Source organism: Allotabrizicola aquatica (SeqCode) (assembly GCF_965194375.1).
Taxonomy (GTDB): Bacteria; Pseudomonadota; Alphaproteobacteria; order Rhodobacterales; family Rhodobacteraceae; genus Tabrizicola_A; species Tabrizicola_A aquatica.
This window is the reverse complement of sequence record NZ_CBDAEL010000003.1, coordinates 95,684-116,602: the sequence shown is the minus strand read 5'-3', so window position 1 is coordinate 116,602 and position 20,919 is coordinate 95,684. Positions and strand designations below refer to the sequence as shown.

The window sequence follows — 20,919 nt, the reverse complement described above, 5'->3', positions numbered from 1 at the left end:
GCCATGTGGCGCGCGGTTGCCTCGAACGCGCTGACGTTGTTCATTGTGCTGCTGGTTGTTGCAGCGGGCCTGCTGACCTTGGGTCGGCAGGCCTATACGGGACCCGGGCCCTTGGCACAGGCTGTGTGTTTCAAGGTGGAGCGCGGTGCGAGTTTAAGTCAGGTGAGCCGGGCTTTGGAGGCGCAAGGGGCGATCAGTGATGCACGGATCTTCCGGATCGGGGCGGATTACACCGACAAAAGCGGGGCGCTGAAGTTTGGCAGTTACCTGATCCCACCGGGATCTTCGATGGAGCAAGTGATTGACCAGTTGACGGCGGGCGGCCAGTCCAGCTGTGGGCGTGAGGTCAATTTTCGCATCAGCGTGAACTCGACAGATGTGGTGCTGCGCGAGTTGGACCCTGCAACCGACCGCTATGTTGAGGTGGTGAAGTTCGATCCCGCCGTGGGTCCGGTGCCAGCGGAGTATACCGAGGCGGCGACGGCCGATGATGTTCGTTTGCGCATCACGGTCGCCGAAGGTGTTACCAGTTGGCAGGTGGTGGAAGGGCTGAAGCGGGCCGAGTTTATGGCGGGCGAGTTGGATCAGGTGCCGCCAGAGGGATCTTTGGCCCCTGACAGTTATGAGGTGGACCGCGGCGCGGACCGTGCGGCTTTGTTGGGCGAGATGGCAGACCGGCAGGCGCGGATCGTGGCCGAGCTTTGGGAGACGCGGGCGGCCGATCTGCCCTATGACACGCCCGAAGAGGCGATGGTCATGGCGTCGATCGTGGAAAAGGAAACCGCGGTGGCCGACGAACGGGGCCGGGTGGCCAGCGTCTTCGTCAACCGTTTGCGTCAGGGGATGCGGTTGCAGACCGACCCCACGGTGATTTACGGCATCACCAATGGCGAGGGCGTCTTGGGTCGGGGCCTTCGTCAAAGCGAGTTGCGGCGCGAGACACCTTATAACACCTATGTCATCGACGGACTGCCGCCGGGGCCAATTGCCAATCCGGGACGCGCGGCGATTGAAGCGGCTTTGAACCCGGACGGGTCGGATTTCCTGTTCTTTGTGGCCGATGGCACGGGCGGCCATGCCTTTGCCCGCACTCTGGACGAGCACAATGCCAACGTCGCCAAGTGGCGCGAGATTGAGGCGGAGTTGCTGAAGGCGCAGGAAGAGGCCGAGGCGGCGGGGGATTGAGGGTTAACGTGTGGTTAAGGGCGCGCGCGCCAAGACATTGATCTTGAACGGAAATGCTTTGACTCTGCGGGCGCTCTGATGTAGGGTTTCTGTCATGCTAGGAGAGATGGGCAAGCGGCCGGGGGCAACCCCGTGCCGCTTTTTCATTTCGCGCATGTGAGGAGCATGAGGGGGCAGCCAGCGACGATGACAATCAATTTCTCCTCGGGGGACGAGCCGCCAGTGGACATGCTGGCGACCACAGAAATCTGGCTACGTGAGGCGGCTGAGGCTTTGGCAGGCACCGTTCACTCGATCAAGTCCGGCGAGTTCGGCAAGGTCAAGGACGCGGTGGAGTGCATCAAGGGGCTGAAGGCGGCGGTGCATCTGGCCATAGAAGAAGGAAATCGTGTTGAAAAACTCCGCAAGCAAGTTGCCGGGTCTGTCGGAACCGGCAGCCTCGACATGGACGCCGCGCGCGATGAAATCGGGCGCAGGTTGGCTCGCCTCCGCGACGCCGGAGGCGATTGAGGCGTTTTTGGAAGGGCTCAGCGACAACGCGCTGTTGGCGCTGCCGTGGCTTTTTGAATTCTGGGCTTTGCCGCATCAGGTGCCGCCCGAAGGCGCGTGGAAAACATGGGTGATCATGGGCGGGCGCGGTGCGGGGAAAACCCGCGCTGGGGCTGAATGGGTGCGCGCCGAGGTGGAGGGGGCGACCCCGATGGCGCCGGGCCGCGCGCGGCGGGTCGCGCTTGTGGGCGAAACGGTGGATCAGGTGCGCGAGGTGATGGTGATGGGGGAGAGCGGGATTCTGGCCTGCTCGCCACCGGATCGGCGGCCCGAGTGGCATGCGACGCGGCGCCAGCTTGTCTGGCCCAATGGCGCGGTGGCGCAGGTGTTTTCGGCCCATAATCCGGCCAGTTTGCGCGGTCCGCAGTTCGATGCCGCTTGGGCCGATGAGTTGGCGAAATGGCCCAAGGCGCAAGAGGCTTGGGACCAGTTGCAGTTTGGCTTGCGGCTTGGCGAGGCGCCTCGGCAGGTGGTGACGACGACGCCGCAGAATGTTGAGGTGTTGAAGGCGATCTTGAAGAACCCCTCGACCGTGACCACCCATGCGCCGACCGAGGCCAACCGCGCGCATCTGGCGGCGAGTTTCCTGGAGGAGGTGCGCGCGCGCTATGGCGGCACGCGGCTGGGGCGGCAGGAGTTGGACGGGCTTTTGTTGGAGGATGTGGAGGGCAGCCTGTGGTCTGCGGCGCAATTGGACGCGGCGCGGGTGGCGGTGGTGCCTGTCTTTAGCCGGATCGTCGTGGCGGTGGACCCGGCGGTGAGCCAAGGCGGTGGCAGCGATGAGTGCGGGATTGTGGTGGTGGGGGCGGTGACAGAGGGGCCGCCGCAAAACTGGCGGGCGGTGGTCTTGGAGGATGCCTCTGTGCGGATGTCCTCGCCCGAGACATGGGCGCGGGCCGCCTTGGCGGCGATGGCGCGGCATAAGGCGGATCGGCTTGTCGTTGAGGTGAACCAAGGCGGGGATCTGGTGACCAGCGTGATCCGGGGCGTGGATGCGCTGGTGCCGATCAAGGCGGTGCATGCCAGCAAGGGCAAGGTGGCGCGGGCCGAGCCGGTGGCGGCCTTGTATGAGCAGGGCCGTGTGGCGCATCTGCGCGGGCTTACCGCGCTGGAAGAGCAGATGTGCCGCATGACGGTGCAAGGTTATCGGGGCAAGGGCAGCCCTGACCGGGTGGATGCGCTGGTTTGGGCGTTGACCGAGCTGATTGTTGACCCCTCGCAAGCCTTTGTCGCCCCAAGGCTGCGCACGCTGGGTTAACGCCCCTTAAGGATTGCCGCTTTAGGGTGGTGTTCAGATCACAAGACAGCGGCCGCCGAGTTGGGGGACCGTGAACGGCGGGCCTTTTGCGGGGCACGCGACAAAGGAGCTTTGCGAGATGGTGTTCGATTTCCTGAAGCGCGCGCCGGGGGCGGAGAAGGCGGCTGCGGCGAGTGTGACCGAGGCAAAGGCCTCGGCCCATGCTGGAGGCTTCGTGACCGAGGCAAAAGCCTCGGCCACGGGGCGCGTGGTGGCCTTTGGCTCCTCAGGCCGGGTGGCGTGGAGCCCGCGCGATGCGGTGAGCTTGGCGCGGTCGGGGTTTCAGGGCAACCCGATCGGCTTTCGCGCGGTCAAGCTGATTGCCGAGGCGGCGGCGGCGCTTCCCCTGGTTTTGCAGGATGCCGAGCGGCGCTATGAGGCGCACCCGGTGCTGGACTTGATCCGCCGCCCCAATGGTGTGCAGGGGCGCGCGGAGCTGTTTGAGGCGGTTTACGGGCATCTCTTGTTGTCGGGCAATGCCTATATCGAGGCGGTGCCGGGGGTGGGCGCGCTTCCGGGGGAGTTGCATGTGCTGCGATCCGACCGGATGGCGCTGGTGCCGGGGGCGGATGGCTGGCCGGTGGCTTATGATTACACCGTGTCGGGGCGCACGCACCGTTTTGCCATGAGCATCGACGCGCAGCCCATTTGCCATATCAAAACCTTCCATCCGCAGGATGACCATTACGGGTTCAGCCCCTTGCAGGCGGCGGCGGTGGCTTTGGATGTCCATACCAGCGCGAGTGCTTGGTCAAAGGCGTTGTTGGACAATGCCGCGCGGCCCTCAGGGGCGATTGTGTACAGAGGTGCAGATGGGCAGAGCCATTTGAGCAATGACCAATATGACCGGCTGTTGAGTGAGATGGAAAACCATCATCAGGGGGCCAAGAATGCGGGCCGTCCGATGCTGTTGGAAGGCGGGCTTGACTGGAAGCCGATGGGGTTCAGCCCCAGCGACATGGAGTTTCACCAGACCAAACAGGCGGCGGCGCGGGAGATTGCCATCGCCTTTGGCGTGCCGCCGATGCTGATGGGGATTCCGGGGGATGCGACCTATGCCAATTACCAGGAGGCGAACCGCGCATTTTACCGGCTGACCGTGCTGCCCTTGGTGCAGCGGGTGGCGGCGGGGGTGTCGCATTGGCTGTCGGGGTTTACGGGCGAGGCGGTGGAGTTGCGGCCCGATCTGGACCAGATTCCGGCCTTGGCGGTGGAGCGTGATCAGCAATGGGCGCGGGTGGGGGCGGCGGATTTCCTGACGTCGGTCGAAAAGCGGGCTTTGCTGGGTTTGCCGCGCCTGCCTGAGGCGGGAGTGGTGGAGGATGGTGAGGCGTGAGAAAGCCGGGCGAAAGCGGGTCGCGCTTTGTCTACGACAGTTTTGACGCCGCGGCGGCCCGGATCGAGGCGAATGAGCGGGTGGCCGAGGAGCGTTGGGCAGCGCTGGAATGGCGGCTGGGCCAGATTGATGCGGTGCTGGAGCGGTTGGAAAAGCGCATCTGGCTGGGGGTTTACGGGGTGGCCGCGTTTTTGTTGGCGCAGATGGCCGAGGCTTTGATCCAGGCGGCCACTAGGTAGAACGGTGAGGTGTGAGATGACGATTGCGGGTGAGCTTGAACGCAAAGACATGCAGGCGGTGGCAGGGGCCAGGATGGGCCTGCGGCTGACCGAGGGCCACGGGATCGAGGGCTATGCCAGCCTCTTTGGCAAGCGCGATCAGGGCGGCGATGTGGTGCTGAAGGGCGCCTATGCGGCCAGCCTCAAGCGATTGGCGGCGGGCGGGAGGGCGGTCAAGATGCTGTGGCAGCATGACCCGGCCCAGCCGATCGGCATTTGGGATGAGGTGCGCGAGGATGCCACGGGCCTTTGGGTCAAGGGGCGCTTGTTGCTCGATGTGGAGAAGGGCCGCGAGGCGGCGGCCCTTTTGGCGGCGGGCGCGATTGACGGGTTGTCGATTGGCTACCGCACCGTAAAGGCGGAACGCGATGGCAAGGGGCAGCGCCTTTTGCAGGAGTTGGAGCTTTGGGAGGTGTCCTTGGTGACCTTTCCGATGCTTCCCGAAGCGCGGGTGGCGGCCAAGGGCGACCTGCCTGAGGCCGAGATCTGGCGCAGTCTGGCGCAGGCTTTGACCGAAGCGGCAGAGGCCATGGCCGGGCGGCCCTAGGCCCGGTTTTTACGACCAAACCAAAGGATGAATGGAATGACCGAGACGAAGGCTCGGGCCGGGGAAGGTGTGCCTATGGCCACCCAATCGGCCCAAACTCCGGGTGCGGAAGTGAAAACCGCTCTGGTTGGATTTCTGAACGCCTTCAAGGGCTTTCAGGGTGAAGTGAAACAATCGTTGCAACATCAGGAAGAGCGTTTGACCATGCTGGATCGCAAACAGATGACTTTTGGCCGCCCTGCACTGGCCACCAGTGCCGAGGTGGAAGTGCCCCACAAGAAGGCCTTTGGCGCCTACTTGCGTTCGGGCGATGATGATGGCCTGCGTGGCCTTGTCTTGGAGGGCAAGGCCTTGTCGACCGCAGTGGCCGCTGATGGCGGCTATCTGGTCGATCCGCAGACCGCCGAGACCATTCGCTCAATGCTGGTGTCGACCTCTAGCTTGCGGGCTGCGGCCAATGTGGTGCAGGTGGATGCGACGTCGTTTGACGTGCTGATTGATCGGTCGGAGGTCGGTTCGGGCTGGGCGACGGAAGTGGCGCCGCAGGCGGAAACCGCGACCCCGTTGATTGATCGCATTTCGATCAAGTTGCATGAGCTGTCGGCCATGCCTAAGGCAAGCCAGCGGTTGCTGGATGACACCGCCTTTGACGTTGAGGGCTGGCTGGCTGGCAAGATCGCCACGCGCTTTATTCGTGCCGAGGCTGCGGCCTTTATCAACGGGGATGGTGTGGACAAGCCGCGCGGGATTTTGTTGCCGCCGAAGGTGGCCAATGCGTCCTGGACCTGGGGCAATCTGGGCTACATCCCGACGGGCGCTGCAGCGGATTTTGCCACCACCAATGCCAGCGATTGCATCGTGAATCTGGTCTATGCGCTGGGGGCGGATTACCGCGCCAATGGCACCTTCATCATGAATTCGAAAACCGCAGGTGCGGTGCGCAAGATGAAGGATGCCGATGGTCGCTTCATGTGGGGCGACAGCCTGCAGGCCGGGGAGCCCGCGCGTCTGATGGGCTATCCGGTGCTGATCTGCGAGGACATGCCGGATGTGGCGGCCAACAGCCACCCCATCGCCTTTGGCGATTTCACCGCTGGCTACACGATCGCCGAACGCCCCGATCTGCGCATCCTGCGCGATCCCTTCTCGGCCAAGCCGAACGTGCTGTTCTACGCCAACAAGCGCGTTGGTGGGGATGTCACCGACTTTGCAGCGATCAAGCTGCTGCGTGTCGCGGTCTCGTAAGGCGAGGCTGCGGGTCCGGCCCCTGTGAGGGGGCCGGATCTATTGGCGCGCGCGGGTTCGAAACGGGCCTTTGGGGCTGATGGCAAAGGATCTGAAGATGATGCTGACGGAAATGACGACGGTCCCCGTTGCGGCCCTGCCCGTGCAAGGGTTGAAAGACCATTTGCGGCTGGGGTCGGGGTTCACCGAGGATGGGCTGCAGGATGGGTTGATCGAGGCCTATCTGCGCGCCGCGATTGCGGTGGTGGAGGGGCGGATCGGCAAGATGCTGATCGCCCGGCGGTTCAAGTTGGAGCTTCAGGATTGGCGCGGGGCAGGCGAGCAGCCCTTGCCGGTGGCACCGGTGAGTTCGGTGGTGTCGGTCACGGTTCTGGATGTGCAGGGTGCGGCCACGGTGGTGGAGCCCGCGCGTTATCGGCTGGTGCCGGACATGCATCGGCCAAAGCTTGTGGCGGTGGGGGTCTTGTTGCCCGTCGTGCCGATGGATGGACGCGCCGAGGTGGTATTTGACGCAGGCTTTGGCGCGACATGGGCCGAGGTGCCGGTGGATCTGGCGCAGGCGGTGATGCTGCTGGCGGCTGAGTATTATGAGACGCGCCAGCCCGGAGATGGGGGGCAGGCGGGGCTGCCCTTTGCGGTGCAGGCGTTGATTGAGCGCTGGCGCACCGTGCGGATCTTGGGGGGTAAGCCATGAGCGCCCCTCGAAAGACGCCGCGTCTGGATCGCCGGATGGTCTTGGAGGCGCCCACGCGGGTGGCCGATGGGGCGGGTGGGTTTCAGCTGACCTGGGTGGTGCGGGGTGTTTTGTGGGCCGCGCTGACGCCCGGGGCGGGGCGCGAGGCGGCAGGGGTCGAGGTGCGTGCAGCGCAAGTGCCTTACCGCATCACCGTGCGCGGCGCGCCGGTAGGGTCTACGGCGCGGCCTCGGCCTGAGGATCGGCTGCGGGATGGGGCGCGGGTGTTCACCTTGCTGGCCGTGACCGAAGAGGGCCCGCGTGGCCAGTATCTGACCTGTTTTGCCCGTGAGGAGGATCCGGCATGAGCTATGCAGCGGCAGCGGCCTTGCAGGCGATCATTTACGGGGCGTTAAGTGCGGCACCTGCGCTTTCGGGGGTGAGCATCGTTGATGCCATGCCCCCCGGCACCACGCCCGGCACCTTCATTTTGATCGGCCCCGAAGTGGCGGTGGATCAGTCGGATGGCACGGGGGCGGGGGCGGAGCACCGCTTCACCATCAGCGTCATCAGCGATGCGACGGGGTTCTTGACCGCGAAATCGGTGGCCTCGGCCGCTTCGGCGGCGGTGTTGACGGGGGGGCTTAGCCTGACGACGGGGCATCTGGTGTCGATCAATTTCCAGCGCGCCGTAGCGCGGCGGCTGGAGGAGGGCTCCACGCGGCGCATCGACATGACGTTTCGGGCGCGGGTGGAGCTTTAGCGGATTTTCACAGCCAAGGGCGCGGCCTTTTGGCGGTTAAGGAGATGAGACATGGCGGTGCAGAACGGCAAAGACCTGTTGATCAAGGTCGATATGGTTGGGGACGGGCAGTTTCAGACGCTGGCGGGGTTGCGCGCGCAGCGGTTCAGCTTGAACGCCGATCAGGTGGATGTCACCAGTCTGGAAAGTGCGGGCGGCTGGCGGGAATTGCTGGCGGGGGCTGGGGTGAAGTCGGCCTCGATCTCGGGCTCGGGCGTCTTTCGCGATGCTGCAACGGATGGGCGGGCGCGGCAGATTTTCTTTGATGCCGAAACCCCGGATTTTCAGGTGGTGGTTCCGGATTTCGGCACCATCGAGGGGCCGTTCCAGATCACCAGCATCGAATATGCCGGCAGCCACAATGGCGAGGCGACTTATGAGATCAGCCTCGCCTCGGCCGGTCTTTTGACCTTTGTCGCGCTGTAAGGGGGCGGGCGGATGGCCAACCCCTATGCCGGTGAGGTGGCGATTGTGCTGGATGGGCAGCGCCATGTGGCCAAGCTGACCCTGGGCACGCTGGCCGAGTTGGAGGCCGCGCTGGAGGCGGGGTCGTTGATGGAGCTGGTGGAGCGGTTCGAGACGCGAGCCTTTACCACACGCGATGTGCTGGCGCTGGTTGTGGCGGGGCTGCGGGGCGGGGGCTGGCAAGGCACGGCCGCCGATTTGCGCACCGCCGAGATTGCTGGCGGGCCGGTTGCGGCGGCGCGGGTGGCGGCAGAGTTGCTCGCACGGGCGTTCCAGCTGCCGGGCGAGGCATGAGCGGGATCGATTGGCCGGGGCTGATGCGGGCCGGGATGGGCCGCTTGGGCCTGACGCCTGATCAGTTCTGGCGGCTTAGTCCGGTGGAGTTGCGGATCATGTTGGGCGCAGAGGCGACGGTGCCGCCTTTGACGCGGGCGCGGCTGGAAGAACTGGCTGCGGCATATCCTGATCAGGGAAAGGGCAAGGATCATGGCAGAGATTGACGAGCTGCAAGACCAGATCGCCGCACTTGAGGCCACATTGGCCGGCAGTGCGGGGATGGTGGCGGCCTTTGATGGCGAGTTGGCGCGGATGCGCGACAGTCTGGTGTTCACGGGGCGCGAGGTGAACACGCTGTCCTCGGGGATCGGTGGCGGCTTGCGGCGGGCTTTCGATGGGCTGGTGTTTGATGGGGTCAAGCTGTCGGATGCGCTGCGCGGTGTGGCGCGGACTATGGCCGACACGATCTATGGCGTGGCGATGAGGCCGGTGCAGAACGCGCTGGGTGGCGCACTGGCGCAAGGGTTGAACGGGCTTTTGGGTGGTTTGATGCCCTTTGAAAAGGGCGGTGCCTTTGCCCAGGGCCGAGTGATGCCCTTTGCCAAGGGCGGTGTGGTGGCACAGGCCACGGCCTTTCCGATGCGGGGCGCCACGGGGTTGATGGGTGAAGCGGGGCCAGAGGCGATCATGCCCTTGGCGCGCGGGGCGGATGGCCGGTTGGGTGTGCAGGCGACGGGATCGGCACGGCCTGTGACGGTGGTGATGAATATCACGACCCCTGATGTGCAGGGCTTTCAACGCAGTCAGACCCAGATCGCCGCCCAGGCCCAGCGGATGCTGGCGCGTGGGCAAAGAAACCGCTGAGGGGGCAGGACCATGGCATTTCACGACATCCGCTTTCCGGCGAACCGTTCGTTCGGCGCGCTGGGCGGGCCCGAGCGGCGCACCGAAATTGTGACGCTGGCCAATGGCCACGAGGAGCGCAACACGCCCTGGGAACATTCGCGTCGGCGCTATGACGCGGGGATGGGGCTGCGGTCGCTTGATGATCTGGAGGCGCTGATCGCGTTCTTCGAGGCGCGTCGCGGGCCTTTGCACGCCTTTCGCTGGAAGGATTGGGCGGATTGGAAATCTTCGCTCCCTTCGGCGGCGACCGGGCCTGTGGATCAGATCTTGGGCGCTGGCGATGGGGTGCGGACGACGTTCCAGCTGCGCAAGCGGTATCTGTCAGGGTCTCAGGACTATTGGCGCCCGATTGCCAAGCCCGTGGCGGGCACGGTGACGGTTGCGATTGCATATGATCCCAAGGTGGAAGGGGTGGAGTTCACGGTCGATGCGACGACCGGGCTTGTGAGCTTTGTCACGCCCCCTGACATTGGTGCGCAGGTCACGGCGGGGTTTGAGTTTGATGTGCCGGTGCGGTTCGACACCGACCGCATCGCAGTGTCGCTGGCCTCGTTCAAGGCGGGTGAGGTGCCGGATGTGCCGGTGATCGAGGTGCGGCTATGAGCGGGCGTGAGGCGCTTTATCAGCATCTGGGCGACGGCATCACCACGGTCTGTCATTGCTGGCTGGTGACGCGCAAGGATGGCGAGACCTATGGCTTTACCGACCATGACCGCGATCTGACCTTTGAGGGGCATGTGTTCAAGGCGGCCAGCGGGCTGTCGGCTGGGGCCTTCCAGCAGACGACGGGCCTGTCGGTGGACAATTCCGAGGCGGTGGGGGCCTTGTCGGATGTCTCGATCGGCGAGGAAGATCTGGCGGAGGGGCGCTTTGACGGGGCCGAAGTGCAAAGCTGGCTGGTGAATTGGGCCGATGTGAGCGCGCGGGTGACCGAGTTTCGCGGCAATTTCGGTGAGGTAACGCGCAAGGCTGGTGCCTTTCGGGTGGAACTGCGGGGCCTAAGCGAGCGGCTGAACCAAGCACAGGGGTTGGTCTATCAGGCGGGCTGTGGCGCGGTTCTGGGGGATGCGCGCTGTGGGGTGAACCTTGGCCTGCCGGCCTATCGGGCCAGCGCGCCGATTGCCGAGATTGATGTGCTGGGCCGGATCAGGATCGAGGGTCTGACCGGCTTTGCCGATCAGTGGTTCGAGCGGGGCCAGATCGAGGTGCTAAGCGGGGCCTCGGCCGGCATGTCGGTGATGGTCAAGGCCGACCGGCTGACCGCGACGGGCCGGGTGGTGGACCTTTGGCACGGCACGGGTGCGGTGTTGGGCGCGGGCGACAGCATTCGGCTGATTGCCGGTTGTGATCGGCGCGCGGCGACCTGCCAGACGAAGTTTGCGAATTTCCTGAACTTTCGTGGCTTTCCCCATGTACCGGGGGAGGATTGGCTGACCTCGTACCCCGTCTCGGGCACTGTGAATGACGGGGGGAGCCTGCAGGGATGACCCGCAATGACGAGGTTCTGGCGCGTGCCCGTGACTGGCTGGGCACGCCCTATCGCCATCAGGCGAGTTGTAAAGGTGCGGGCACGGATTGTCTGGGCCTTTTGCGCGGTATCTGGCGCGAGATTCACGGCGATGAGCCGCGCATTGTGCCAGCCTACACCGCAGACTGGGGCGAGCCGACCGGGCAGGAGGTGCTGTTGCAGGCCGCGCAGGCGATCTTGCAGCCCGTGGTGCCGGGCCAAGAGGTGCCCGGCGACATCTTGCTGTTTCGCATGCGGCCCGGGGCGGTGGCTAAGCATCTGGGCATTCTGGCCGAAACGGGCTCTGTACCCGCGTTCATTCATGCCTACAGCGGTCATGGGGTTGTGATCTCGCCGCTGTCGGGGCCTTGGCTGCGCAAGATCGCCGCCGTTTTTCGTTTTCCTTGAAGGAGCCTGAATCATGGCGACCATCCTTTTGTCAGCAGTCGGAGCGGCCGTCGGGGCGGGGTTCGGCGGCACGGTGCTGGGCCTGTCAGGGGCGGTGATTGGCCGGGCCATCGGGGCCACGCTGGGCCAGGTCATTGACCAGCGCCTCCTTGGGGCAGGGTCCGAGGCAGTGGAGGTGGGCCGGGTCGAGCGCTTTCGCCTGACCGGGGCCAGCGAAGGTGCGGCGGTCACGCGGGCCTGGGGCCGGGTGCGGCTGGGGGGGCAGGTCATCTGGGCGACGCGCTTTCGCGAAACGGTGTCCGAGACCGGCAGCGGCAAGGGCGGCGGTGGGGGCCGGGTGACGCAATACAGCTATTCGGTCAGCCTTTCGATTGCGCTTTGCGAAGGCGAAATCCGCCGCGTGGGTCGGATCTGGGCCGATGGCAACGAGATAGCCACCAACACGCTGACCCTGCGGGTCTACAAAGGGACCGAGACGCAGCTTGCCGATCCCAAGATTGCGGCGGTCGAGGGCGCGGGCAATGCGCCGGCCTATCGCGGGATGCCTATGTGGTGATCGAGGATCTCGATCTTTCGGCCTTTGGCAACCGGGTGCCGCAGTTCAGCTTTGAGGTGGTGCGTCCGGCACAGACCGCTGCCGGAGCGCGGGTTGAGGAGTTGGCGGCCAGCATCTCGGGTGTTTGCGTGATTCCGGGCACGGGCGAATACTCGTTGGCAACAACGCCTGTGCATTACCAGACCGGTCCCGGCCAGAACCGCACGGCTAATGTGAACATGCCAACCGACCAGACCGACTTTGCGCTGTCGCTGGAGCAGTTGACCGAAGAGATGCCGGGGGTGGGGGCGGCCTCTTTGGTGGTGTCGTGGTTCGGCGATGATCTGCGCTGTGGGCAATGCACAATTCGACCGAAGGTGGAACAAAAAACGCTGGACGGCGTTGGCATGCCGTGGCGGTCGGGCGGTATCACCCGGGCCATGGCCGAGGAAGTGCCCAAGGTGGGGGGGCGCTCGATCTATGGCGGCACGCCGACCGATCAGGCCGTCATCGAGGCAATTGTCGCAATGAAAGCCGCGGGAAAGGACGTGACCTTCTACCCCTTCATCCTGATGGACCAGTTGGAGGGCAATAGCCTTGTAAACCCCTGGACCGGGCATGTGGGCCAGCCAAAGCTGCCCTGGCGCGGGCGCATCACCACCTCGCTGGCGCCGGGCCTTGCTGGCACCCCGGACCGTACCGCCACCGCTGCGGCCGAGGTGGCAGCCTTTATCGGCACGGCCACGGCGGCACATTTTTCGCTGTCGGGCACCACGATCAGCTATAGCGGACCGAATGAATGGAGCTATCGACGCTTCATCCTGCACAACGCCATGCTTTGTGCGGCGGCCGGCGGGGTCGAGGCGTTCTGCATCGGCTCAGAAATGCGGGGGCTGACGCAGATCCGGGGGGCGGGCGACAGCTTTCCGGCAGTGACGGCCTTGATCGCGCTGGCCGCCGAGGTGCGCACCATTCTGGGGCCGACCTGCAAGCTGTCCTATGCCGCGGATTGGTCGGAGTATTTCGGTTATCATGTCGGCAACAACGTCTACTTCCACCTTGATCCCCTATGGGCCAACGCCAACATCGACTTCATCGGCATCGACAATTACATGCCCTTGTCCGAATGGCGCGAAGGAGAGGTGCATGCCGACAGCGCATGGCAATCCCTTTATGACCCCGATTACCTGATCGCCAATATCGCGGGCGGCGAGGGGTTTGACTGGTATTACGCCAATGAGCTCGATGAGGCCGCGCAAACCCGCACCCCCATCACCGATGGCGCCCATGACGAGCCTTGGGTCTACCGCTATAAGGATTTGCGCAATTGGTGGCTGTCGCAGCACCATCCGCGCATTGCCGGGGTGCGCCAATCCACGCCCACCCCTTGGGTGCCGCAATCCAAGCCCTTCCGTTTTGTCGAATATGGCTGTGCAGCCATCGACAAGGGCACCAATCAGCCCAACAAGTTTCTGGATCCGAAATCTTCGGAATCCGCGCTGCCCAAGTTCTCGACCGGCCAGCGTGATGATCTGGTGCAGATGGCCTATTACACCGCCATGGCGCGGTTCTGGCGTGATCCGGCCAACAACCCCGCCTCTTTGGCCTATGCTGGGTCGATGCTGGATTTTGACCGTTCCCTTGCTTGGGCTTGGGATGCCCGGCCGTTCCCGGCCTTTCCCTTGAACCAGACGCTGTGGAGCGATGGCGGAAACTTTGAGGCCGGGCATTGGTTGAACGGGCGATCGGCCAATCAGTCGCTGGCCGCCGTGATCGAGGATGTCTGCGTTGCGGCACGTCTCAGCAACGTCGACACTACCCGCGCCCATGGTGTGGTGCGGGGGTATCATGTGACCGACGTTGCCTCGGCCCGTGCCGTTTTGCAGCCGATGTTGCAGGCCGCCTCGGTCGATGCGGTGGAACGCGAGGGGCGCATGAGCTTTCTGCGCCGCACCGGGCTTGCCCCGACGCCTTTGACCCCCGAGAGCCTTGCCCTGATGGAGGGTGCTGATGCGGGTCTTGAGGCAACGCGGCTGGGAGAGACCGAGACGCATGACCATCTGCGCCTGATCTATCTCGAGGCCGAAAGCGACTTTGCGGTGCGTGCCGTGGCTGCAAGCCTGCCCGACGCCACAGGGGCCTCCGTGGCACAAAGCGATCTGCCCTTGGCCCTGACACGGGCCGAGGCCGCAGCCATGGCCGAGCGTTGGCTGATTGAGGCGCGTCTGGCCCGTGACAGCCTGCGGCTGGGCCTGCCACCCTCGCGCCGCGAGATCGGGGCCGGATCGGTGATCGAGGTGGCGGGCAAACGCTACCGGGTGGATCGCTGCGAGTTGACCGCGATGCAAAACATTGAGGCGGTGCGCATTGACCCTTCGGTCTACCGCGACCCCAGGATCGACCCCGAGGCGACCAGCTGGAAGCCCTACCAACCCCCTTTGCCGCCCTATCCGGTATTTCTGGACCTGCCCTTGCTGACAGGTTCGGAACAGCCGCATGTGCCGCATCTGGCGGTGGCGGCCAGCCCTTGGCCGGGGCAGGTGGCGCTCTGGTCCTCACCGACCGAGGCGGGTTTCACACTCAACACCCTTCTCAACCGTCCTGCGATTGTGGGCGTGACCGAGACCGCGCTCGCCCGTGGTCAGGCCGGGCGATGGGAGCGCGGCCCGGCCCTGCGCATCCGGTTGGGGTCCGGGCAGCTGTCCTCGGCCGATGCGCTTTCGGTGTTGGCAGGGGGAAATGCGCTGGCCATCGGCGACGGCAGCGCCGACCTGTGGGAGGTGCTGCAATTCGCCGATGCCGTGCTGGTGGCACCGGGGACCTATGAGATCCACACCCGCTTGCGGGGCCAACTTGGCACCGACGGGCTGATGCCCGATCTTTGGCCTGCTGGCAGCACGGTGGTGCTTCTCGACGCGGCCCTGCGCCAGATCACCCTGCCACAATCGGCCCGCGGCTTGGTGCGCCATTACCGCGTCGGCGACGCCACGCGCGGCTTTGATGCCGAGGGGGTCGTCGCACTGAACGCCGCGTTTCAGGGCAACGGGCTGCGGCCCTACTCGGTCTGCCATCTGAAAAAGCGCGGCGCGCTGGGCGCGGACATCGACCTTAACTGGATCCGCCGGACCCGGATCGACGGCGACAGCTGGCAGTCGATTGAGGTGCCTTTGGGCGAAGAGAGCGAGCGCTATCGTCTGCAGGTATTCTCTGGCGCTACGCTGTTGCGCGAAGTGAGCACAATGCAACCGGGCTGGACCTATCCCGCCGCGCTGCAAGCGGTGGACGGGGCAGGACCGCTGACAAGGATCGAGGTGGCGCAGGTCTCGGCCAGCTTTGGCGCAGGCCCGGCGCGGGCGCTGACGCTCGGCTAACCCGATGCGTGCCTGCCTTCTCGATGATCTCTTGGCGGGGGCTGGGCGCTTGGCTCTGGTCCCACACCCCGAGCGGCCCGGTCTCGCGCACCGCCTGTTGCACGAGGCCCACGCCGCCCACCACTTCATGCGCCGCTTTGGCGTGCCGCATCCGCGCTGGGGCAATGGCAGCCTGATGGCCCGCGCGCTGGGCGATGCGGCCCCGACAGGCCGCCCGCTCTGCCTGCAGGCATTGGCCGTGATGGCCTTGGCGGTGGCTGCGTTCCGCCAAGACGCCGCCATACGCCGACATGGTTTGTCACCCGATACTGGCCTGTGTTATACTCCCCCCGAACTGGGAGATGATCATGGCAGAAATCAAAGCAAAACTGACAGCGGTCGATCCGGTCTGGTCGCGCGTCTGCGATGAGGCCTCCGAAATGGTCAAGGCCGAGCCCTTGTTGGGCGGTTTGGTCCATTCCAGCCTCTTGCACCATCCGACGATGGAACGCGCGCTGGCCTACCGCTTTTCGCTGAAACTCGCCTCGGGCGAGATGAGCGAGCAAATCCTGCGCGAAATCGCCGATGAGGCCTATGCCGAAGACAGCGAGATCGGTCAGGCCGCCCGCGCCGATATCATGGCGATCTATGACCGTGATCCGGCCTGCCACCGCTTCATCCAGCCGATCCTGTTCTTCAAGGGATTTCAGGCGGTTCAGGCGTATCGCATCGGCCATTGGCTGTGGCAACAAGGCCGCCGCGACATGGCCTATTTCGTCCAGATGCGGGTGTCCGAGGTGTTCGGCGTCGACATCCACCCCGCCGCCCGCATCGGGCGCGGACTGATGATTGACCACGCCCATTCCATCGTCATCGGTGAGACGGCGGTCGTCGGCGACAATGTCTCGATGCTGCATTCCGTCACCTTGGGCGGCACGGGCAAGGAAGATGGCGACCGTCACCCCAAGATCGGGAATGGCGTGTTGATCGGGGCCGGGGCAAAGGTTCTGGGCAATATCGAGATCGGCTATTGCACCCGCATCGCGGCAGGCTCTGTCGTGCTGCAAGACGTGCCGCCCTGCAAGACCGTCGCCGGGGTTCCCGCCCGCATCGTGGGCGAGGCGGGATGCGATACCCCGTCGGTTACCATGGATCAGCGGTTGAAAGACTGCGACTGCTGACACCCCCGGGGGCGCTTCGCCCCCCGGACCCCCCGAGGATATTTGGGAACAGATGAAGGGGCGGGGCAATCCATAGAGCTTACATGAAAAGAGTGGGCCCTGTTGCCCGCTCTTTTTGTTTTATTGGAGTGCGATCAGACCAGCATCGAGATCGGGTTTTCCAAGCACTCCACGATCACCTTAAGGAACTCCGCCCCCAAGGCCCCGTCGATCACCCGGTGATCGACCGACAGCGTCATCGACATGACCGTCGCCACGCCAATCGACCCGTCCGCCTGAACAACCGGCTTTTTGATCCCCGCCCCAACGGCCAAGATTGACCCATGCGGCGGATTGATCACGGCGTCAAAGTTCTCGATCCCCATCATTCCAAGGTTGGAAATCGCGAACGACCCGCCCTGATATTCCTGCGGCGCCAGCTTTTTTGACTTGGCCCGCGCCGCGAGATCCTTCATCTCAGCCGAGAGCGCCGAGAGTGTCTTGGTCTCCGCATCGCGCAGCACAGGGGTAAAGAGCCCCCCCTCAACCGCCACGGCCACAGCCACATCCGACGGCGTCAGCTGCAGCATCCGGTCGCCGGCCCAAACCCGGTTGGCCCCCGGCACCGCCTGCAAGGCAATCGCAGAAGCCTTGATGATGAAGTCATTGACTGACAGCTTGACGCCTCGCGCCTCGAGACCCTTATTCAACTGCTCGCGGAAGGCCATCAGCGCATCCAGCCGCACCTCGCGGCGCAGATAGAAATGCGGGATGGTCTGCTTGGCTTCGGTCAGACGCGCCGCCACCGTGCGGCGCATGCCGTCCAAGGGCACCTCGGTGAAGGCGCGGTCCGCGTACATCTTCATCACGGTTTCCGCCGCCATGCCCGTGGGCATCGCCGCCTTGGTCGGGGCCGCCGTTGCGGTAACCGCCGCTGGCGCTGCCGCCGAAGCCACTGCCGCCACCGGGCTTGCCCTCTCAACATCCGCCCGCACAATGCGCCCATGCGGACCCGAGCCGGCAACCCGTCTCAGGTCCAGCCCCTTTTCCTTGGCAATTCGCCGCGCAAGGGGCGATGCAAACACCCGCGCGCCAGCCGCCACCGGAGCCACCGCAGCCGCAACAGGCGCAGCAACCGACACGGTAGCCGCCGCAACAGCCACAACCGGGGTAGCCGCCGCAGGCTTGGCCACAGCCGCACCCGCCGCCTCGCCCTCTTCCAGCAAAACGGCAATTGCGGTGTTCACCTTGACGCCTGCCGTGCCCTCGGCCACCAGAATCTGGCCGATAGTGCCTTCATCCACCGCCTCAAACTCCATCGTGGCCTTGTCGGTCTCAATCTCGGCAATCACCTGCCCAGACTTCACCACATCGCCCTCTTTTACCAGCCACTTGGCCAGCGTGCCCTCCTCCATGGTTGGAGACAGCGCGGGCATCAGAATTTCCACAGCCATGTTCCCCTCCCTTACCGGTAGCAAACGGATTTGACGGCAGCGACGACCTCAGCCGTCGTCACCAGCGCCAGTTTCTCAAGGTTCGCCGCATAGGGCATCGGCACATCCTTGCCGGTGCAGGTCACGACAGGCGCATCCAGATAATCAAACGCGCGCTGCATGATCGTGCTTGCCATGTGATCGCCGATGGACCCCACAGGGAAGCCCTCTTCCACCGTCACGCAACGGTTGGTTTTCTGCACGCTTGCAATCACCGTGTCATAGTCAATCGGGCGCAGCGTGCGCAGATCGATCACCTCGGCCGAAATCCCATCTTTCGCAAGGATATCCGCTGCTTCCAGCGCATAGCGCATGCCAATCCCAAAGGACACGATGGTCACATCGCTGCCCTCACGCCAGACCCGCGCCTTGCCAAAGGGAATGGTGAAATCGGGCAGATCCGGCACCTCGAAAGACTGCCCGTAGAGGATCTCATTTTCCAAGAACACCACCGGGTTCGGGTCCCGGATGGCCATCTTGAGCAGCCCCTTCGCATCCGACGCCGAGTAAGGCATCACAACGCGCAGGCCCGGAATGGCCGAATACCACGCCGCGTAATCCTGAGAATGCTGCGCGCCAACCCGCGCCGCCGCACCATTGGCGCCGCGGAACACGATCGGGCAGGGAACTTGGCCACCCGACATGTAATTGGTCTTGGCGGCCGAGTTGATGATGTGGTCAATCGCTTGCATGGCAAAGTTAAAGGTCATGAACTCGACAATCGGGTTCAATCCACCCCATGCAGCACCCACCGCAATGCCGGTAAAGCCAATTTCAGTGATCGGCGTGTCGATCACGCGCTTGGGGCCGAACTCATCCAAGAGGCCCTGCGAGATCTTGTAAGCCCCTTGATACTCGCCCACCTCTTCGCCCATCAGGAACACGTTCGGGTTGGCGCGCATCTCCTCGGCCATCGCCTCGCGCAGCGCTTCCCGCACGGTCATGGTCTTCATCGGTGTGCCCGGCGCCCAATCAGGGCTGGCTTTTGAGACCACGGCGACCGGGGCCGCCGCAACTGCGGCCACCGGAGCCGCCGCCATCGGGGCAGGGGCCACCGACGAGCCGCCAGAGGCGGACGAGGAGGCCGCAGGGGACGCCGAAACGCTCTCACCTTCCTCCACCAGCACCGCAATCGGCGTGTTCACCTTCACATTGGCGGTGCCTTCGGCCACCAGCAGCTTGCCGATCACCCCCTCATCCACCGCCTCAAACTCCATCGTCGCCTTGTCGGTCTCGATCTCGGCCAGGATCTGGCCAGATTTGACGGTGTCGCCTTCCTTCACCAGCCATTTGGCCAGCGTGCCTTCCTCCATCGTCGGGGACAGGGCGGGCATCAATACTTCGGTTGCCATGGTCTCTCTCCCCTCAGGCGTAAATGTCGGTCCAAAGCTCGCTCAGTGCGGGCTCGGGGCTTTCCTTGGCAAACTCGGCGCTGGCGTTGACGATCTCCTTGATATCCTTGTCAATCGCCTTCAGCTCCTCCTCAGAAGCCAAGCCGCCTTGGGTCAGCAAATCGCGGACATGCTCGATGCAGTCCTTCTCTTGCTTGATCTTTTCCACCTCTTCGCGGGTCCGGTACTTGGCCGGGTCGCTCATCGAGTGGCCGCGATAGCGGTAGGTCATCATTTCCAGAATATACGGCCCTTTGCCCGCCCGGCAGTGCGCCACGGCCTTTTCGCCCGCCGCTTTCACCGCCAGCACGTCCATGCCGTCCACCTGCTCGCCCTCAATGCCATAGGCGGCACCCCGGCCAAAGAAGGTGGTCGATTTGGTGGACCGCTTCATCGAAGTGCCCATGGCATAGCCATTGTTTTCAATGACGAAAATCACCGGCAGCTTCCACAGCTCGGCCATGTTATAGGTCTCATAGACTTGGCCCTGATTGGCCGCGCCATCGCCGAAATAGGTGAAGGTGACATTGTCATTGCCCTTGTACCAGTCCGACATCGCCAGACCGGCCCCCAGCGGCACCTGCGCGCCCACAATGCCATGGCCGCCGTAGAAATGCTTTTCCTTCGAGAACATGTGCATGCTCCCGCCCTTGCCCTTCGAGTATCCCCCCTCGCGCCCCGTCAGTTCCGCCATCACGCCATTCGCGCTCATCCCGCATGCGAGCATGTGGCCATGGTCGCGGTAGCTGGTCAGACGCTTGTCGCCGGGCTTGGTGCAGGCCTCAAGCCCGACCACCACCGCCTCTTGGCCGATGTAGAGGTGGCAAAACCCGCCAATCAGACCCATGCCATAAAGCTGGCCCGCCTTCTCCTCGAATCGCCGGATCAGCAGCATCTCGCGGTAGTATTTCAGCAAATCGTCCTTGGAGACGTTGGATTTTTCCGGCGCTTTCTTGGCGACCACGGCGCATCCTCCCGATACTTTTGGAATAGTTTAACGTTAAACTATTTATACAGCATCGGTGAAATAACGCAAAACAGAAAATGCGGCCTGCATGGCTGCCATGCACGGCGCGCAAATCGGAGGCGGGAATTGCCTTAGGGCTGCGGCGAGACGCGTGTCGGGACAGATGCCATACGCAGACCAGACGCCCGCCAGACGCAAACCAGACGGTTGAAAGGGGGGTGTTTAGCGGATCACGATCTCATCAGCGCGCATATAGCCCAGCACGTCGCGGGCCTGCTGATCGAGAAGGTCGATGTCCAGAAACCCATCCGACAGCCGCCGCGTCAGGTTGGTCAACTGCGTCAATTCCTGCGCCAGCCGGTCGCGCTCCACGCGCAAGGCATCCGCCTCGGCATCGATCTGAACACGACGCAACACCCCATAATCGCCCTGCACGGCGGCAAAGGTGAAATAGCCCCCCAGCGTGAAGGCCAACACCAGATAGAAGATTCCGCCCAGCGAAATGCGAGATGGGGTGTTCGTCATGCTCTGCCTCTGCGCCGCCCCTCA

The 20,919-nt window shown here is 64.2% G+C and carries 23 protein-coding genes and 1 pseudogene; 20 read left to right on the top strand and 4 right to left on the bottom strand.

Features of this window, described 5'->3' with window-relative positions:
* Window positions 1-3 precede the first annotated feature (3 nt).
* From mltG to cysE, 20 genes and pseudogenes are all read left to right on the top strand, one after another.
* Complete coding sequence (gene mltG / locus AC72UB_RS05890; RefSeq protein ID WP_505188950.1) at window positions 4-1,185, top strand: endolytic transglycosylase MltG; 1,182 nt, start codon at window positions 4-6, stop codon at window positions 1,183-1,185.
* Between the two features lie 186 nt (window positions 1,186-1,371).
* Window positions 1,372-1,695, top strand: coding sequence for a hypothetical protein (locus AC72UB_RS05885; protein ID WP_505188949.1), 324 nt, complete (start codon window positions 1,372-1,374; stop codon window positions 1,693-1,695).
* Window positions 1,646-2,992: a DNA-packaging protein gene (locus tag AC72UB_RS05880; protein WP_505188948.1), complete on the top strand. Its 1,347-nt coding sequence runs from the start codon at window positions 1,646-1,648 to the stop codon at window positions 2,990-2,992. The genes AC72UB_RS05885 and AC72UB_RS05880 overlap by 50 nt, the downstream gene beginning before the upstream one ends.
* A gap of 118 nt (window positions 2,993-3,110) precedes the next feature.
* Window positions 3,111-4,367 (top strand): phage portal protein, encoded by a 1,257-nt coding sequence (locus tag AC72UB_RS05875; RefSeq protein ID WP_505188947.1) that lies wholly within the window; start codon window positions 3,111-3,113, stop codon window positions 4,365-4,367.
* The gene (locus tag AC72UB_RS05870; RefSeq protein ID WP_505188946.1) at window positions 4,364-4,606 is read left to right on the top strand and encodes a GTA head formation protein, RCAP_rcc01685 family; all 243 of its coding nucleotides are present in this window, start codon (window positions 4,364-4,366) and stop codon (window positions 4,604-4,606) included. The genes AC72UB_RS05875 and AC72UB_RS05870 overlap by 4 nt, the downstream gene beginning before the upstream one ends.
* A 49-nt stretch (window positions 4,607-4,655) precedes the next feature.
* Complete coding sequence (locus AC72UB_RS05865) at window positions 4,656-5,192, top strand: HK97 family phage prohead protease (protein WP_505189135.1); 537 nt, start codon at window positions 4,656-4,658, stop codon at window positions 5,190-5,192.
* Between the two features lie 36 nt (window positions 5,193-5,228).
* On the top strand, window positions 5,229-6,437 hold the full coding sequence (locus AC72UB_RS05860) for a phage major capsid protein (RefSeq protein ID WP_505188945.1): 1,209 nt from the start codon (window positions 5,229-5,231) through the stop codon (window positions 6,435-6,437).
* 97 nt (window positions 6,438-6,534) lie between these two features.
* Window positions 6,535-7,131, top strand: coding sequence for a head-tail connector protein (locus tag AC72UB_RS05855; RefSeq protein WP_505189134.1), 597 nt, complete (start codon window positions 6,535-6,537; stop codon window positions 7,129-7,131).
* Window positions 7,128-7,478, top strand: a complete 351-nt coding sequence (locus tag AC72UB_RS05850; RefSeq protein WP_463290395.1) for a head-tail adaptor protein — start codon at window positions 7,128-7,130, stop codon at window positions 7,476-7,478. Before AC72UB_RS05855 ends, AC72UB_RS05850 begins: the two co-directional genes overlap by 4 nt.
* Window positions 7,475-7,873: a DUF3168 domain-containing protein gene (locus tag AC72UB_RS05845; RefSeq protein ID WP_505188944.1), complete on the top strand. Its 399-nt coding sequence runs from the start codon at window positions 7,475-7,477 to the stop codon at window positions 7,871-7,873. Before AC72UB_RS05850 ends, AC72UB_RS05845 begins: the two co-directional genes overlap by 4 nt.
* 51 nt (window positions 7,874-7,924) lie before the next feature.
* Complete coding sequence (locus AC72UB_RS05840) at window positions 7,925-8,338, top strand: phage major tail protein, TP901-1 family (RefSeq protein ID WP_505188943.1); 414 nt, start codon at window positions 7,925-7,927, stop codon at window positions 8,336-8,338.
* 12 nt (window positions 8,339-8,350) lie between these two features.
* The gene (locus tag AC72UB_RS05835; RefSeq protein ID WP_463290398.1) at window positions 8,351-8,671 is read left to right on the top strand and encodes a gene transfer agent family protein; all 321 of its coding nucleotides are present in this window, start codon (window positions 8,351-8,353) and stop codon (window positions 8,669-8,671) included.
* Window positions 8,668-8,877 (top strand): rcc01693 family protein, encoded by a 210-nt coding sequence (locus AC72UB_RS05830; RefSeq protein ID WP_505188942.1) that lies wholly within the window; start codon window positions 8,668-8,670, stop codon window positions 8,875-8,877. Before AC72UB_RS05835 ends, AC72UB_RS05830 begins: the two co-directional genes overlap by 4 nt.
* Complete coding sequence (locus AC72UB_RS05825) at window positions 8,864-9,517, top strand: RcGTA-type gene transfer agent tail tape measure protein (RefSeq protein ID WP_505188941.1); 654 nt, start codon at window positions 8,864-8,866, stop codon at window positions 9,515-9,517. The genes AC72UB_RS05830 and AC72UB_RS05825 overlap by 14 nt, the downstream gene beginning before the upstream one ends.
* Window positions 9,518-9,529: 12 nt before the next feature.
* Complete coding sequence (locus tag AC72UB_RS05820) at window positions 9,530-10,162, top strand: phage distal tail protein, Rcc01695 family (protein ID WP_505188940.1); 633 nt, start codon at window positions 9,530-9,532, stop codon at window positions 10,160-10,162.
* Complete coding sequence (locus tag AC72UB_RS05815; protein ID WP_505188939.1) at window positions 10,159-11,046, top strand: phage/gene transfer agent baseplate hub protein; 888 nt, start codon at window positions 10,159-10,161, stop codon at window positions 11,044-11,046. Before AC72UB_RS05820 ends, AC72UB_RS05815 begins: the two co-directional genes overlap by 4 nt.
* A complete protein-coding gene (locus AC72UB_RS05810) occupies window positions 11,043-11,474 on the top strand; it encodes an NlpC/P60 family protein (RefSeq protein WP_505188938.1) in 432 nt (143 codons plus the stop codon). Before AC72UB_RS05815 ends, AC72UB_RS05810 begins: the two co-directional genes overlap by 4 nt.
* A 13-nt stretch (window positions 11,475-11,487) precedes the next feature.
* Window positions 11,488-15,380 (top strand): annotated as a pseudogene (locus tag AC72UB_RS05805) (baseplate multidomain protein megatron).
* Between the two features lie 4 nt (window positions 15,381-15,384).
* A complete protein-coding gene (locus AC72UB_RS05800; protein ID WP_505188937.1) occupies window positions 15,385-15,789 on the top strand; it encodes a DUF7742 family protein in 405 nt (134 codons plus the stop codon).
* Window positions 15,728-16,540, top strand: coding sequence for a serine O-acetyltransferase (gene cysE / locus AC72UB_RS05795; protein ID WP_463290406.1), 813 nt, complete (start codon window positions 15,728-15,730; stop codon window positions 16,538-16,540). Before AC72UB_RS05800 ends, cysE begins: the two co-directional genes overlap by 62 nt.
* A gap of 134 nt (window positions 16,541-16,674) precedes the next feature.
* On the opposite strand, the gene AC72UB_RS05790 is transcribed toward cysE, so the two are convergent.
* The 4 genes from AC72UB_RS05790 to AC72UB_RS05775 all read right to left on the bottom strand — a co-directional run bounded on the left by AC72UB_RS05790 (window position 16,675) and on the right by AC72UB_RS05775 (window position 20,895).
* Window positions 16,675-17,973 (bottom strand): pyruvate dehydrogenase complex dihydrolipoamide acetyltransferase, encoded by a 1,299-nt coding sequence (locus AC72UB_RS05790; RefSeq protein WP_505188936.1) that lies wholly within the window; start codon window positions 17,971-17,973, stop codon window positions 16,675-16,677.
* 11 nt (window positions 17,974-17,984) lie between these two features.
* Window positions 17,985-19,364 carry a pyruvate dehydrogenase complex E1 component subunit beta gene (locus AC72UB_RS05785; protein ID WP_505188935.1) on the bottom strand — a complete coding sequence of 460 codons (1,380 nt, stop codon included), beginning with the start codon at window positions 19,362-19,364 and terminating at the stop codon, window positions 17,985-17,987.
* Between the two features lie 13 nt (window positions 19,365-19,377).
* A complete protein-coding gene (gene pdhA, locus AC72UB_RS05780) occupies window positions 19,378-20,367 on the bottom strand; it encodes a pyruvate dehydrogenase (acetyl-transferring) E1 component subunit alpha (protein WP_463290411.1) in 990 nt (329 codons plus the stop codon).
* A gap of 225 nt (window positions 20,368-20,592) precedes the next feature.
* Complete coding sequence (locus AC72UB_RS05775) at window positions 20,593-20,895, bottom strand: FtsB family cell division protein (RefSeq protein ID WP_463290902.1); 303 nt, start codon at window positions 20,893-20,895, stop codon at window positions 20,593-20,595.
* Window positions 20,896-20,919: the final 24 nt, after the last annotated feature.

What these genes read in the sequence shown, in the direction of transcription:
- mltG (WP_505188950.1), top strand. Translation starts at nt 4, where the DNA reads ATGTGGCGCGCGGTTGCCTCGAACGCGCTGACGTTGTTCATTGTGCTG.
- AC72UB_RS05885 (WP_505188949.1), top strand. Translation starts at nt 1,372, where the DNA reads ATGACAATCAATTTCTCCTCGGGGGACGAGCCGCCAGTGGACATGCTG.
- AC72UB_RS05880 (WP_505188948.1), top strand. Translation starts at nt 1,646, where the DNA reads ATGAAATCGGGCGCAGGTTGGCTCGCCTCCGCGACGCCGGAGGCGATT.
- AC72UB_RS05875 (WP_505188947.1), top strand. Translation starts at nt 3,111, where the DNA reads ATGGTGTTCGATTTCCTGAAGCGCGCGCCGGGGGCGGAGAAGGCGGCT.
- AC72UB_RS05865 (WP_505189135.1), top strand. Translation starts at nt 4,656, where the DNA reads ATGCAGGCGGTGGCAGGGGCCAGGATGGGCCTGCGGCTGACCGAGGGC.
- AC72UB_RS05860 (WP_505188945.1), top strand. Translation starts at nt 5,229, where the DNA reads ATGACCGAGACGAAGGCTCGGGCCGGGGAAGGTGTGCCTATGGCCACC.
- AC72UB_RS05855 (WP_505189134.1), top strand. Translation starts at nt 6,535, where the DNA reads ATGATGCTGACGGAAATGACGACGGTCCCCGTTGCGGCCCTGCCCGTG.
- AC72UB_RS05850 (WP_463290395.1), top strand. Translation starts at nt 7,128, where the DNA reads ATGAGCGCCCCTCGAAAGACGCCGCGTCTGGATCGCCGGATGGTCTTG.
- AC72UB_RS05845 (WP_505188944.1), top strand. Translation starts at nt 7,475, where the DNA reads ATGAGCTATGCAGCGGCAGCGGCCTTGCAGGCGATCATTTACGGGGCG.
- AC72UB_RS05840 (WP_505188943.1), top strand. Translation starts at nt 7,925, where the DNA reads ATGGCGGTGCAGAACGGCAAAGACCTGTTGATCAAGGTCGATATGGTT.
- AC72UB_RS05835 (WP_463290398.1), top strand. Translation starts at nt 8,351, where the DNA reads ATGGCCAACCCCTATGCCGGTGAGGTGGCGATTGTGCTGGATGGGCAG.
- AC72UB_RS05830 (WP_505188942.1), top strand. Translation starts at nt 8,668, where the DNA reads ATGAGCGGGATCGATTGGCCGGGGCTGATGCGGGCCGGGATGGGCCGC.
- AC72UB_RS05825 (WP_505188941.1), top strand. Translation starts at nt 8,864, where the DNA reads ATGGCAGAGATTGACGAGCTGCAAGACCAGATCGCCGCACTTGAGGCC.
- AC72UB_RS05820 (WP_505188940.1), top strand. Translation starts at nt 9,530, where the DNA reads ATGGCATTTCACGACATCCGCTTTCCGGCGAACCGTTCGTTCGGCGCG.
- AC72UB_RS05815 (WP_505188939.1), top strand. Translation starts at nt 10,159, where the DNA reads ATGAGCGGGCGTGAGGCGCTTTATCAGCATCTGGGCGACGGCATCACC.
- AC72UB_RS05810 (WP_505188938.1), top strand. Translation starts at nt 11,043, where the DNA reads ATGACCCGCAATGACGAGGTTCTGGCGCGTGCCCGTGACTGGCTGGGC.
- AC72UB_RS05800 (WP_505188937.1), top strand. Translation starts at nt 15,385, where the DNA reads ATGCGTGCCTGCCTTCTCGATGATCTCTTGGCGGGGGCTGGGCGCTTG.
- cysE (WP_463290406.1), top strand. Translation starts at nt 15,728, where the DNA reads ATGGCAGAAATCAAAGCAAAACTGACAGCGGTCGATCCGGTCTGGTCG.
- AC72UB_RS05790 (WP_505188936.1), bottom strand. Translation starts at nt 17,973, where the DNA reads ATGGCTGTGGAAATTCTGATGCCCGCGCTGTCTCCAACCATGGAGGAG.
- AC72UB_RS05785 (WP_505188935.1), bottom strand. Translation starts at nt 19,364, where the DNA reads ATGGCAACCGAAGTATTGATGCCCGCCCTGTCCCCGACGATGGAGGAA.
- AC72UB_RS05775 (WP_463290902.1), bottom strand. Translation starts at nt 20,895, where the DNA reads ATGACGAACACCCCATCTCGCATTTCGCTGGGCGGAATCTTCTATCTG.